11 protein-coding genes are annotated in these 13297 nt (G+C 69.0%); 3 read left to right on the top strand and 8 right to left on the bottom strand.

All coding sequences use genetic code 11. The annotated features are described in order from the left end of the window. Positions 1-63 precede the first annotated feature (63 nt). A complete protein-coding gene (locus tag ACLF6J_RS05150; RefSeq protein ID WP_166804714.1) occupies positions 64-210 on the top strand; it encodes a hypothetical protein in 147 nt (48 codons plus the stop codon). 34 nt (positions 211-244) lie between these two features. Here the strand turns inward: ACLF6J_RS05150 and ACLF6J_RS05145 are convergent, their stop codons facing one another. Then, on the bottom strand, positions 245-1723 hold the full coding sequence (locus tag ACLF6J_RS05145; protein ID WP_134353331.1) for a DHA2 family efflux MFS transporter permease subunit: 1479 nt from the start codon (positions 1721-1723) through the stop codon (positions 245-247). Between the two features lie 164 nt (positions 1724-1887). On the opposite strand from ACLF6J_RS05145, the gene ACLF6J_RS05140 reads away from it, so the two are divergent. Then, on the top strand, positions 1888-3942 hold the full coding sequence (locus tag ACLF6J_RS05140; protein ID WP_134353983.1) for an ABC transporter ATP-binding protein: 2055 nt from the start codon (positions 1888-1890) through the stop codon (positions 3940-3942). A 16-nt stretch (positions 3943-3958) separates the two neighbouring features. On the opposite strand, the gene ACLF6J_RS05135 is transcribed toward ACLF6J_RS05140, so the two are convergent. From ACLF6J_RS05135 to ACLF6J_RS05105, 7 genes are read right to left on the bottom strand one after another with little or no spacing between them, the layout of a single operon-like run. Beyond that, positions 3959-4732, bottom strand: coding sequence for an SDR family NAD(P)-dependent oxidoreductase (locus ACLF6J_RS05135; RefSeq protein ID WP_134353333.1), 774 nt, complete (start codon positions 4730-4732; stop codon positions 3959-3961). 33 nt (positions 4733-4765) lie between these two features. Continuing rightward, a complete protein-coding gene (locus tag ACLF6J_RS05130) occupies positions 4766-5713 on the bottom strand; it encodes a glycosyltransferase family 2 protein (protein ID WP_134353334.1) in 948 nt (315 codons plus the stop codon). Positions 5714-5735: 22 nt separating this feature from the next. After that, positions 5736-6872, bottom strand: coding sequence for a cysteine desulfurase family protein (locus ACLF6J_RS05125; protein ID WP_134353336.1), 1137 nt, complete (start codon positions 6870-6872; stop codon positions 5736-5738). A 5-nt stretch (positions 6873-6877) separates the two neighbouring features. Next, positions 6878-7729 carry a carboxylating nicotinate-nucleotide diphosphorylase gene (gene nadC / locus ACLF6J_RS05120; RefSeq protein WP_134353338.1) on the bottom strand — a complete coding sequence of 284 codons (852 nt, stop codon included), beginning with the start codon at positions 7727-7729 and terminating at the stop codon, positions 6878-6880. Beyond that, positions 7729-9252 carry an L-aspartate oxidase gene (nadB, locus tag ACLF6J_RS05115; RefSeq protein ID WP_134353340.1) on the bottom strand — a complete coding sequence of 508 codons (1524 nt, stop codon included), beginning with the start codon at positions 9250-9252 and terminating at the stop codon, positions 7729-7731. Before nadB ends, nadC begins: the two co-directional genes overlap by 1 nt. Further along, complete coding sequence (gene nadA, locus ACLF6J_RS05110) at positions 9249-10586, bottom strand: quinolinate synthase NadA (RefSeq protein ID WP_134353342.1); 1338 nt, start codon at positions 10584-10586, stop codon at positions 9249-9251. Before nadA ends, nadB begins: the two co-directional genes overlap by 4 nt. Next, a complete protein-coding gene (locus ACLF6J_RS05105; protein ID WP_134353343.1) occupies positions 10583-11299 on the bottom strand; it encodes an NUDIX hydrolase in 717 nt (238 codons plus the stop codon). Before ACLF6J_RS05105 ends, nadA begins: the two co-directional genes overlap by 4 nt. A 269-nt stretch (positions 11300-11568) precedes the next feature. Between ACLF6J_RS05105 and ACLF6J_RS05100 the strand changes: the two genes are divergently transcribed. Beyond that, positions 11569-13260 (top strand): ABC transporter substrate-binding protein, encoded by a 1692-nt coding sequence (locus tag ACLF6J_RS05100; RefSeq protein ID WP_134353345.1) that lies wholly within the window; start codon positions 11569-11571, stop codon positions 13258-13260. Positions 13261-13297: the final 37 nt, after the last annotated feature.

Here is a 13297-nt window from a genome sequence, read left to right as displayed (position 1 = left end):
TGCGGGCATGTCCGACCGTGCGGATCCGGCGCCACCCCTTCCCGACAGGCGTAGCATCGAGGGATGAAGAACACGCGGCAGGATTCCGTGCAGCAGGACGAGCCCGCCGGGCTGCAACCGCTCCTGGACTCCCTGAACCTCCTCGAGGGCGACGCTGCGGGCTACTGCAGCAATGGCGTCTGCCAGTTCCCCGCTCCGAAGAGCGAGTAAGCGACAGACGCCATCGCGGGCCGCCTCCGAACGATCAGTGCCCGGCAGGCAGTGCCTCGCCGGCATCGTCGGAAGGCTTGCGGACGAACGGGCTCAGCGCCACGGCCGCGAGCGAGATGAACGCCGCGATCAGGAACGCCGTGCGAGCACCGGGAGCACCCGCGACCGCGGTCGACAGGCCCTCCTGCTCTCCGGCATGCAGGATCGTGGAGTAGGTCACCAGTAGCAGGGCGACTCCCGTGGCCCCGGCAACTTGCTGCAGGGTGTTCAACACCGCGGAACCGTGGGAGTACAGGGAGCGCTGCAGCGAACCCAGCGAGGCGGAGAACAGCGGCGTGAACGACATCGCGAGCCCGACCGACATGGCCGCCTGGACGATGATGAGCGCCCACCAGATGGTGTGTTCGCCGACCGTCGAGTAGAAGAACAGCGACGACGAGACCAGGATCGTGCCGGGGATGAGCAGCGGGCGAGTGCCGCGCGCATCGTAGACACGGCCCATGATCGGTCCGAGCAGTCCCATCAGCAGGGAACCGGGGAGGAGGATCAGGCCGGACTGGAGCGGGTTGAGCCCGGCGACGTTCTGCAGGTACTGCGGCAGGAGCGTCAGAGTGCCGAACATCGACAGCGCCAGGATCGACATGATGATCACGGACAGCGTGAAGTTGCGGGAGCGGAAGACGCGCAGATCGAGCAGTGCGTCATCGATGCGCTGCAGCAGGAGCTGACGCCAGACGAACAGCCCCAGCGACAGCGCACCGACGATCAGCGAGATGATGCCGGCGGTCTCACCCGATCCGCCCTCGGCACCGAACTGGCTGAGCCCGAACACGACGCCGCCGAAGCCGAGCGCTGCGAGCGGGATCGAGAGGATGTCGAGCGGGACGGACCGGGTCTCACCGAGGTTCGTCATCCACTTCACGCCCATGAGCAGGGCGATCAGCGAGATCGGGAGGATGATCCCGAAGAGTGCGCGCCAGCTGGCGAACTCGAGCACGGCACCGGCGAGGGTCGGACCGATCGCCGGAGCGAGCGAGATCACGAGGCCGACACGGCCCATCATGCGGCCACGCGACTGCGGTGGCACGACGTTCATGATCGTCGTCATCAGCAGCGGCATCATGATGCCGGTGCCGGCGGCCTGGATCACGCGACCGATCAGCAGCACGGTGAAGCCGGGCGCGACGAGGGCCACGAGGGTGCCGAGCGAGAACGCGGTCATCGCGGCGATGAAGACCTGGCGCGTGGTGAACCGCTGCAGGATGAAGCCCGTGGTCGGGATCACGACTGCCATCGTGAGCATGAACGCGCTCGTGAGCCACTGGCCGAGCTCGGGCGGGATGCCCAGGTCGGTGTTGAGGTGGGGGATCGCGATCCCCATCGTGGTCTCGTTGAGGATCGCGACGAAGGCGGCGACGAGCAGCAGCCAGATCACGCGCATGTCGGTGCGGGAGATCTCGCCCCCTGCCGCGGCGGGGGTCGTCGAGATGGAGCCGGTATCGACGGCAGACATGGGCGGCCTCCAGGGCGAAGAAGAAACGGATTTCGCGAGAGTTCGCAAGAGTCAATCAGCGTAACGGCAATCGCCGACATTTCATTCCGAACTCACAGATATCCGTGGAGGACGGGTGCGCGGGCCGTGATGTCCCCGCGCGTGGGTACGCTGGCGCCATGAGCATGGGCGGCGGCATGGGCGGGGGACACCGCGGTGGGTTCCGCGGAGTCGACGAAGACGCGCAGCGGAAGCTGAACGCCGAGGCGCCACGGATCGCCGGGCTGGGTTCGCGGGTGGTCTCGCTCTTCAGCGCCTATCGCTGGCGCATCTTCTTCACGGGGATCCTCGTCATCGTCGGCGCCGCGATCGCCGTCGTCCCGCCCCTGATCGTGCAGCGCATCTTCGACGATGCGCTGTTCCCCGTCGCCGGGGGTGGCCCGCACCTCGAGCTGCTGGCCTGGCTCGTCGCCGCGATGGTCGGCCTGTTCCTGCTCTCCGCGGTGCTCGGTGTCGCCCAGACCTGGCTGACGTCCACGGTCGGCAACAACGTGACGGGCGATCTGCGGGTCAAACTCTTCGAGCACCTGCAAGCGATGGAGCTCGGCTTCTTCACCCGCACCAAGACGGGGGTCATCCAGTCCCGGCTGCAGAACGACGTCGGCGGGGTCTCGGGCGTGCTGACCAACACCGTCACCAGCATCCTGGGCAACGTCGTCACCGTCATCGCCTCGCTCGTCGCCATGATCCTGATCGATTGGCGTCTGACGCTCATCGCCGTCGTCATGATGCCGTTCCTCATCTTCGTCCAGCGCCGTGTGGGCCAGGTGCGTGCGCGGATCGCCGGCGAGACGCAGGAATCCCTCTCCGAACTGACCTCGATCACGCAGGAGACGCTGAGCGTGTCGGGGATGCTGCTGTCGAAGGCGTTCAACCGCCAGCGCACGGAGTCCGAGCGCTATCAGGCGGAGAACCGCAACCAGGTCGTCCTGCAGGTGCGGAGGGCGATGAGCGGTCAGGGCTTCTTCGCGGTCGTGCAGGTGCTCATGGCCAGTGTGCCCGCCGTCATCTACCTCGTCTCGGGGTATCTGATCGCGGGCGGAACCGGGGCCATCACCGCAGGAACCGTGGTCGCGTTCACGACGGTGCAGGCCCGACTGCTCATGCCGTTGATGGGACTGATGCGTGTCTCCCTGGACGTGCAGACCTCTTCGGCATTGTTCGCGCGCATCTTCGAGTACCTCGACCTGGTGCCCGAGATCCAGGATGCCCCCGACGCGATCACGGTCGACCAGGCTCCGGGGCCGCGCGGAAGGCTCGAATTCGTCGACGTCGTCTTCCGTTACCCGGACGCGTCCGCCGAGGCCCGTGCGACCTTGGACGGGGTCTCGTTCGTCGCGGAACCGGGACGGCACGTCGCCTTCGTCGGACCGTCCGGCGCAGGCAAGACCACGATCCTCTACCTGGCTCCGCGTCTGTATGAAGCCAAGGGGGGCGCCGTGCTGTTCGCCGGTGCCGATGTCCGGGAACTCTCCCAGGAGTCGATCATCGACCACGTGGGCATCGTGTCGCAGGAGACGTATCTCTTCCACGCCACCATCCGCGAGAACCTTCGCTATGCCAAGCCGGATGCGACCGAGGACGAACTGATCGCGGCCTGCACGGCTGCCAACATCCACCACATCATCGCCGGGTTCGAGCAGGGCTACGACACCGTCGTGGGCGAGCGCGGGTATCGGCTGTCCGGTGGCGAGAAGCAACGCATCGCGATCGCCCGCGTGCTGCTCAAGGATCCGCCGGTCCTGCTCCTCGACGAGGCGACCTCCGCTCTCGACACCGTCTCAGAACGGGTCGTGCAGGAGGCGCTGGACGAGGCGGCGAAGGGACGGACCACGCTGTCGATCGCGCATCGACTGTCGACCGTGATGGGGGCGGATGTGATCCACGTCCTCGAAGCCGGGCGCATCGTCGAGTCCGGCACCCACACCGAGCTCCTCGCGCTCGGCGGTCTCTATGCCGAGCTCGCAGCGGAACAGGTCGCGGCGTCCCGCGTGCTCGATACCGAGGCCGCAGTCGAACAGGCCGTGACCGGAGGAGCCCCCGTCCCGCTCGCCGATCGTCGTGCGGACAGGGCACCCGCCGACTCTGCGGGCGCCGACGCGGTCGCGACGATCACGGCGGCGGTGCCGTTGCTCGCGGAGCCTCGGCCCGATGAGCCGATCTACCCGCCGGAGTCCTGAGACGCTGTGTTCGGCCTCAGTGCACCGAGAGGCCTCCGTCGACGAACAGCGAGTGTCCGGTCACGTAGGCCGAGCCTGGGCCGGCGAGGAAGACGGCAGCTCCGGCGAAGTCGCTCGGAAGACCGTTGCGGCCGATCATGGTGCGTGCCGCGAGCTCGGCGATCTTCGCAGGATCCTCCTGAAGGCGGGCGTTCAGTGGGGTGAGCACGAACCCGGGCACCAGGGTGTTGCTGGTCACGCCGGTGCCGCCCCATGCCTCCGCCTCAGAACGCATGAGCGACTCCACAGCTCCCTTGGACGCACCGTAGATCCCGCTGCCGACGAAGGCGCGGTGGGCCTGCTGGGAACTGATATGGATGAGTCGGCCGTAGCCGCGTTCCGCCATGCCGGGTGCGTATCGCTGTCCGAGGAGGAAGGGAGCGAGCGCGTTGACCGTCATGGTCGCATCCCAGTCGTCCTCGGTGATCTCCGGGAACGGAGGGCGGATGTTGATCCCGGCGGAGTTGACGAGGATGTCCGGTTCGCCGAACGGCTCCGTGGCCGCCTCTGCGACCGCGTGGATGCCCGCACGGGTGCGGAGATCGCCGACGACCCCCGCGACGCGGCATCCGTGCGCGCGGAGCTCTTCGACGGTCTCGTCGATGCGCGCCTCACCGCGGGCGACGATGACGGTCGCGGCACCGGCGCGGGCGAGCGCGGTGGCGATGCCCCGGCCGATCCCGGAGCTGCCGCCCGTCACGACCGCCGTGCGGCCGTCGAGGGAGAAGAGAGAGGAGAGGTAGTCGTGCATGTCGTGGGTACCTGTTCGGTCGGAGGGCGTGCGTCACCACGCGAGCGCGGCGGCGATGGCGGGGTCGGGCGCGGCGTCGGCGAACTCGGGGAGTGCCCGGAGCTCCGCGATGAACGCATCGACCTCGGCCGCGTAGGCCGGGTCGGGGTGGGTGCTCGCGATCTCGAGCAGGGGTGCGATGTCCATCGCGAGGATCAGGTCGAGGCGGGCGGTGACGGATGCGCGGGCGCCCGCGTCGTGCAGGACGCGGATGCCGCCACGCAACGCCGCGAGGTAGTCGCGCAGGACGGACAGCTGCGACTTGCTCTGCGTGATCGACGTGCCGTCGGCGCGGAGGCGCCATCGCACGACGACGTCGGGGATCACGTCGAAGGCGCGCGCCCGGGTGTACATCAGCTGCGCGACCACCTGATCTTCGTACGCGACACCCTCGGGGAATCGGAGGTCCCGCCAGAAGGCGGTGCGGCTCACCTTCGACCACGCGACGATGTTCGACACCGCCTGCGGGTGCGCGGTGAGGGTCGTGCCGAGTCGCTCCGGTGAGGTCGCGGCCGCCACCCAGGGCTGCACCCGCCCTGCGACGTAGCCGGACCCCTCCGGGCGGGAACGCACGTACGCACCGGCCACGAAGTCGCTTCCGGTGTGGTCGAGCGTGCGGGTCATCCGGGCGAGCGCATCGGGGAGGAGCTCGTCGTCGCCGTCGAGGAATCCGAGGTACCGGGTGTCGACGCGGTCGAGTCCGAGGTTGCGCGCGGCTCCGAGGCCGCGGGAGGCCGGGTGGTGGATCGCCGTGAAGCGTCGGTCCGCAGCCGCGGCCGCATCGAAGATCGCTCCCGTGTCGTCGGTGGACCCGTCGTCGATGAGGATCGCCCGCCACCGGCGCTCGGTCTGCGCACGCAGGGAGTCGAGGGCTGCGGGGGCGAAGGCGGCGATATCGCGTCCGGGGACGACCAGCGTCACGATCGGGTCGGAGGCAGTCACCAGCTGAGTCTATGGCCGGGCATCAGCCTCGGGCCGCGTGCACGGAGTTGGTGACGAGTTCCGCGAGTCGTTCGGGTGCGCCATCGGGCAGTGCCTCCCTGCCGAAGGTGAATCGGACCGAGGTCTGCGCCACCCCGGGGGGCACGCCGCACGCGAGGAGGACGTGCGAGGGGTCGTCGCTGCCCGCCGCGCAGGCCGAGCCGCTCGAGGAGATGATCCCCCGGCGTTCAAGCTCGAGGAGCACCGATTCACCGCTGGTGCCCGCGAAGGTGAAGCTCGCTGTGCCGGGCAGGCGGTGCGCGGGGTCGCCGGTGAGCGCGGCTTCGGGGATGCCGGAGAGCACGAGGGAGATGAACCGTGCCGTGGTCGCCGCGACACGGGGTGCCAGGACCTCCCGCTCGCTCTCCGCGAGTTCCAGGGCGGTCGCCAGTGCGACGGCTCCGGCGACGTTCTCCGTGCCCGACCGACGCCCGCGTTCCTGACCGCCCCCGTGCAGCACCGGTTCCAGGGGTATGCGACCTCGCACGGCCAGAGCGCCGATGCCTTTGGGAGCGCCGAGCTTGTGACCGGCGATGGAGACGGCGTCGGCGCCGAGCCCGGCAAGCGGAAGCCACCCCGCCGATTGCACCGCATCCAGGTGGAGGGGTACGCGAGAAGCCCGGGCCACGGACGCCAGCGCCGTCGCGTCCTGGACCGTGCCCACCTCGTTGTTCGCATGGCCGATGGAGATCAGTGCCGTGTCGTCTCTGATCGCCGACGCGAGCGCAGCCGGTGCGATCCGACCGGCGTCGTCGACGGGAAGCATCGTCACCTCGACCCCGTGGAAGCGTTGCAGGTACGCGGCGGATTCCAGGATCGACTCGTGTTCGATCGGGGAGATGACCAGATGCCGCTTCCCGGCCTCGAGGGCCGCGAGCGTGATGCCCTTCACCGCGAGGTTGTTCGCCTCCGTCCCGCCCGCGGTGAAGACCACATCGCCGGTGCGCAGTCCCAGCACCCGCGCGACCCGGACGCGGGCGTCGTCGAGTGCGCTCGCCGCCGCTTCGCCTGCCGTGTGATGGCTCGAGGGATTGCCGAACACTCCGGTGAGGTACGGACGCATCGCGTCGAGCACCTCCGGACGCACCGGAGAGGTCGCTGCATGGTCGAGGTAGAGCACGATGTTCAGTCGATCCGCAGATCCAGGCCGAGGTCGAGGGCGCGGGCCGAGTGGGTCAGAGCCCCGACTGAGATCACGTCCACCCCGGTGCGGGCGATGTCGCCGACGGTGTCGAGGTTCACTCCACCGGAGGCTTCGACCGTCGCTCGCCCGCCGATCAGGGCGACGCCCGCACGCAGATCGTCGAGGGAGAAGTTGTCGAGCAGCACCGTGTGGGCACCGCCGTCGAGGACGGCCGGGATCTGGTCGAGACGGTCGACTTCGACGACGACGTGCGTGGTGTGCGGCAGCCGCGACAGTGCCTGACGCAGAGCGGTCGCGAGGTCGAGACCCGATCGGGTGAGCACGGCCAGGTGGTTGTCCTTCGCCATCACCGCGTCCGACAGGGAGTAGCGGTGGTTGCGGCCGCCGCCCGATTCGACCGCATGCCGCTCGAAGGCGCGCAGCCCCGGCGTGGTCTTGCGTGTGTCGGCGATGCGCGCAGCCGTGCCCTCGATCGCGCTGACGTACGCCACGGTGAGGCTCGCGATGCCGCTCATCCGCTGCGCGAAGTTCAGCGCCACCCGTTCGGCCGTCAGGATGCTGCGTGCCGAGCCCGACACCGAAGCGAGGACATCGCCCGCGGCGAACTCGTCGCCGTCGCCGACGTGCACGTCGACGATGAGCTCGTCATCGGTGAGCGCGAAGGCGGCGGCGAAGACCGCGCCACCGCTGAACACGCCGGGTTCGCGGGCCACGAGGTCAGCCGTGGCCGTCGCCTCCGCCGGGAGCAGGGTGGTGCTGGTGAGGTCTCCCCAGGGGGCGTCTTCTTCGAGGGCTGCTCCGACGACGCGGGTGAGGGTGGCGCGGGTGAGCATCAGACGGTCTCCAGGATCGATGAGCGGTCGCGGGACGACGGGAGCGCTTCAGGGGTGGGGGCGTCGACGCGATGGTGTGCCCCCACCGAGTCGGTGCGGGCGAGGGCGGCGGCAGCAGTGGCCTCGGCGATCAGCAGCAGGTTCGCGTCTTCGTGCTCCGTGGCCGTGGCCGGAGCGGGGACGGCGGCGGCCCATGCACGCACGGTGGCCCAGGCTCGGGCGAGTTGCGCGCCGGAGCGCAGCAACCCGACGTCCTCCCACATCAGCTGCTGCAAGGCGGTGCGGGTGAAGGCGGGCGGCGCAGACGAAAGGGGCGCGGGCTCGTGGACCGCCGCGGGAGACGGTTCCGGGGAGATCGGGCGCCAGGGAGTCCCGAGCGCGGCCGCGGCTCGGGCCCCGAACACGGCCCCTTCCAACAGGGAGTTGGAGGCGAGTCGATTCGCGCCGTGGACGCCGGTGCGTGCGACCTCGCCGACCGCAGAGAGCCCGGGGATCGTGGTGCGGCCATCGAGGTCGGTGACGATGCCGCCCATCAGGTAGTGGGCGGCCGGAGTGACGGGGATGGGCTCGCGTGACCAGTCGTATCCGCGTTCCCTCGTCACGCGATCGATGGTCGGGAACCGCGCCGCCAGCTTCTCGGCGTCCAGCATCGTGGCGTCGAGACGCACGGGTGTCGCCTGGATCGCTGCGTGCCTCGCGATGGCGCGCGACACGACATCCCGCGGAGCGAGTTCACCGTCCGGGTGACTGTCGAAGGTGAAACGACGGCCGCGGTCATCGACCAGTGTCGCCCCCTCTCCGCGCACAGCCTCCGAGATGAGGAATGCCGGTCCCGACGCCAGGATCGTCGGATGGAACTGGACGAACTCCAGATCGGCGACGGCGGCTCCCGCGCGCAGGGCCGCGGCGATGCCGTCGCCCGTCGCGCCGCGGGGGTTCGTCGTGTGCGCGTAGAGATGCCCGGCGCCGCCGGTGGCGAGGATCACGGCATCGGCGAGGAGCTCGACGGTTTCCCCGCCGACGAGGAGGACGACGCCGCGCGCGGCGTGATCCGCGACGATCACGTCGGTCAGGAGCGCGTGCTCCACGATGCTCATGGACGCCCGGCGGGCAGCGGCGACGAGCGCTGCGGAGATCGCGGCTCCGGTGGCGTCTCCGCCCGCGTGCACGATGCGGGCGTGGCCGTGCGCGGCCTCCCGCCCGAGCTGCAGCTCGCCGTCTGCCGTCCTGTCGAAGGCGACACCTCGGCTGATCAGCTCCGCGATCCGCTCTGCCGCGTCGGCGACGAGCGCTCGCACCGCAGCGGGGTCGGCGAGTCCTGCGCCCGCGTCCATCGTGTCGTCCGCGTGCTGCTCTGCCGAGTCTCCGGGCCCGTAGATCCCGGCCACACCGCCCTGCGCGAGCGCGGTGCATCCGTCTCCGAGCGCACCCTTGGTGACCACCGTCACCGAGTGGCCGGCCTCCTCGGCGTGGAGCGCAGCGGTGAGGCCCGCGATGCCCGATCCGACGACGATGACGTTCATCGCACGCCTGCGGCCACCGGGGGCTTGGCGGCGAGCATCCGCTCCAGCGCCACTCGCGCGGGATCGGCGACGTCGCCGGAGACCGTGATCCGGTTCGGGGTGCGACCCGCCACGAGCTCCTCCAGTACCCAGGCCAGGTAGCCGGGGTGGATGCGGTACATCGTCGAACAGGGGCACACAACGGGGTCGAGACAGAAGATCTCGTGCTGCGGATACTGCGCCGCGAGTCGCCGGACGAGGTTGATCTCGGTGCCGATCGCGAAGACGGAAGGCTCGGTCGCCGCGTCGATCGCCCGCCGGATGTACTCGGTCGAGCCGGCCTCGTCGGCGGCGTCGACAACCTCCATCGGACATTCGGGGTGCACGATCACGCGCACGCCGGGGTGTTCGGCACGGGCTTGCTCGATCTGACCGACCGTGAAGCGCCGGTGCACCGAGCAGAAGCCGTGCCACAGGATCACCCGGGAGTCGAGGAGATGCTCGGCGGACGAACCACCGAGCGCTCGCCGCGGGTTCCACATCGGCATCTGCTCGAGCGGCACGCCCATCGCCTTGGCGGTGTTGCGCCCCAGATGCTGGTCGGGGAAGAACAGCACGCGACGGCCGCGCTCGAAGGCCCACTCGAGCACGGTCTGGGCGTTCGACGACGTGCAGACGATCCCGCCGTGACGCCCCACGAAGCCCTTGATCGCGGCGGAGGAGTTCATGTAGGTCACCGGGATCACCGGTACCCGGCCTTCGGCGTCTGTGGCCTCGAGGTCGCCGAAGACCTCCTCGAGCTGTTCCCAACACTCCTCGACCTGGTCGATGTCGGCCATGTCGGCCATCGAGCAGCCGGCGGCGAGGTTCGGGAGGATCACGGCCTGGTCGGGCTGGGAGAGCAGGTCGGCGGTCTCGGCCATGAAGTGCACCCCGCAGAACACGATCGCCTCGGCGTCAGCCCGGCCTTTGGCGGCGGTGGCGAGCTGGAAGGAGTCGCCGACGTAGTCCGCGTGCTGGACGACCTCTTCGCGCTGATAGAAGTGACCGAGGATGACGACCCGGTCGCCGAGCGTCTCCTTGGCCGCGCGGATCCGTCCGTCGAGCTCTTCCTCGGATGCCTCCCGGTACTCGGCGGGCAGCTCGCCCTGCCGCGGGGCTCCGGTCGGGATGACGTCGCCCATCGAGGAACCGGGACCGTATCCCGGGCGCGCGTCGAAGTCCCAGGGGCCGGCGGCGAGGTCCGTGGTGCAGGTGGCGTCGGTCGACGTGCCGGTGACGATCGCCTGGATCGCATGGTCCACCGAGGGGTCCAGCGGTGGAACGGCGGGAGCGGGTACGAAGGTGATGCTCATCGGGTGCTCGTTTCTTCGGGACCGAGCGGGCCGCGGTCGGCCAGCTCGACATCGGTGTTGTCGCGGTACAGACGTGCAGGACGATGGCTTCCGGTGCGGAAGCGGTCGGTGGGGAGGAGGTTTCCGGCGGCCTCGACCTGGCGGCGGAAGTTCGCCGGGTCGAGGGTCCGGCCGAGGATAGACTCGTAGGCCTCCCGGAGCTCGGCCAGCGTGAACTCCTCGGGGAGGAAGCCTTGGGCGACCCGGCTGTATCCGACCTTGTTGCGGAGTCGCCACAGCGCGTATTCGACGATCTCGGAGTGATCGAAAGCCAGTCGGGGCAGCTGATCCACATCGAACCAGCGCACGTTCTCGGGGGCGCGGCCGGAAGCCTGGTGCGCCGCGATCTGGGCGGTCACGTCGTCCTGGCGGAGCAGCGCCCAGTACACGATCGAGACGACACGGGTGGGGGAGCGGTCGACCGCACCGAAGGCGTAGAGCTGCTCCAGGTAGCTCGGCGCGAGGCCGGTGGTCTCCGCGAGTGTGCGCGCTGCCGCATCGACGGGGGACTCGGCCACCGTCAGCCAGCCGCCGGGAAGCGCCCACTGCTGTGCGAAGGGCTCGCGGGTGCGCAGCACGAGCGGCAGCGCGAGCCGCGCCCGCCCGTCATCCGTGCGCCGCAGCGTCAGGATCACCGTCGAGACGGCGACCCGGATGTCCCTGCTTTGAGTCATAGACACCTTAACCTCCGAGAACGATCTTAGTGTCATGCGGACCCTTAGTGCGCACGTGTGACGCGATCCGTCGCCGAGTCCGAAACGTTATCCGGCGAGCGCAAGGAGCCTTGTTTATCGGCATACGGGTTTGTTAGGTTACTGTCCTAACAAACCCCTTCGTGGTGGCCAGCCGGTCGCCTCCCGGGGCCCGCGAACCCCAGACCCGGGGTTCTGCTCCATCCGGAGCGATCCCTCCTGCAGTGCAGCACCGAGAGGAAACAAGAGAAATGATCCGAAACGGAAAGCGCAAGCTCGCGCTCACCGCCATCGCCGGAGCATCCGTCCTCGCCCTGGGCCTCACCGCCTGTGGCACCGGCGGCAGCGGCGATGACAACGCCGACAGCGACCGCGCCCTTCGTGTCTGGGCCGGCAGCCAGACACCGATCGCCGCGAACTACAACCCGTTCGCACCGACCGTGCTCCATGGCGCGCTCGGGCCGATCTACGAGCCGCTGTTCTTCTTCAACAAGACGGCTGACTCCGAGCCCGTCGGACTCATCGGCGACACGTTCGAGTACAACGAGGACGGCACGGCGATCACGGTCACCCTCAAGCCCGACCTCAAGTGGAGCGACGGCGAGCCGCTCACCGCGGAGGACGTCGCGTTCTCCTTCAAGTACGAGGCCAACAACCCCGAGGGCAACGGCCTGGTCTCCGCCGAGGCCACGGACGACACCACCGTCGTGCTGACCTACTCCTCGGCGCAGTACACGACCGAGTTCCAGCGTCTGGGATCGACCTACATCCTCCCGGAGCACATCTGGGCGGACATCACCGACTTCGCGAACTTCACGAACGAGGAGCCCGTCGGCTCCGGGGCCTACGTCGTCGACAAGACCACGAGCGAGTCGTACACGCTCGTCGCGAACGAGAACTTCCGCGATGCCGACAAGCTCGGCGTCAAGAAGGTCCAGTACATCGCCGTCGACAACAACCAGACCGCTCAGGATCTGCTGGCCGCCGGCAAGCTCGACTGGACGGGCATGTTCATCCCGAACCCGGACGACGTGACCGGCAACGGGAAGATCGACTGGATCAACACCCCGCAGGACCCGACCGTCCTGTACACCTGCTCGAACGCCGACCTCGGCTGCACCGGTCCGCAGACCGACGTCGCCGTGCGCCAGGCGCTCAACGCTGCGATCGACCGCGCCACCATCAAGGACAAGGCGTTCGTCGGTCTGACCGGTGACATCTCGCCGACGTTCGCCCTGCTGCCGCGCGACGAGAAGTGGGTCGCGGACCCGGCCAACGAGGTGAGCCCGCAGGAGGCGAACGTCGCCGAGGCGGGAGAGATCCTCGAGGCGGCGGGCTACACCAAGGGTTCGAGCGGCATCTACGAGAAGGACGGCGTGCCCCTCGAGCTGACCCTCACCTCGGTCGACGGGTGGACGGACTACAACGACGCCGCGAAGCTGATCGCCGAGCAGGCCGAGGCCGCCGGGATCAAGATCACCGCGTCGACGGTGCAGTGGCAGGAGTTCTCCGACGCTCGGCAGGGTGGCGAGTTCCAGCTGATCGTCGGTGGTGTCATCGGCACCTCCGTGGCGGACCCGTTCCAGATCTACCGTGACTGGTTCGGCGGCACCACCGTCCAGTCGACCAGCCCCGTGGGTACAGAGGTTCCGGCGGGCCGCTGGAACTTCAGCCGCTACGACAACCCCGTCGTCGACGAGGCGATCCAGTCGGCCATCAGCACGAACGACGAGGCGGAGAAGAAGGAGCTCTACGGCACGATCCAGACCGAGATCGTGCGTGACCTGCCCTACATCCCGCTCGTCATCAACGCGACCCAGACCTTCTACAACACGAAGGACTTCACGGGCTGGCCGACCGAGGAAGACCTCTACGCCTTCCCGCCGTCCTGGGGTGCGATCGCGGCAGGCTACGTCCTGACGCAGCTGCAGCCGGTCAAGTAACCGAGAGGAGTCGGGGAAGAAGGAAGTCAGGAAACAG

Source organism: Microbacterium sp. IO18, assembly GCF_049099505.1.
Taxonomy (GTDB): domain Bacteria; phylum Actinomycetota; class Actinomycetes; order Actinomycetales; family Microbacteriaceae; genus Microbacterium; species Microbacterium aurugineum.
Note: the sequence above shows the minus strand (reverse complement) of the source record. Positions and strands in the feature narration are given on the sequence as shown.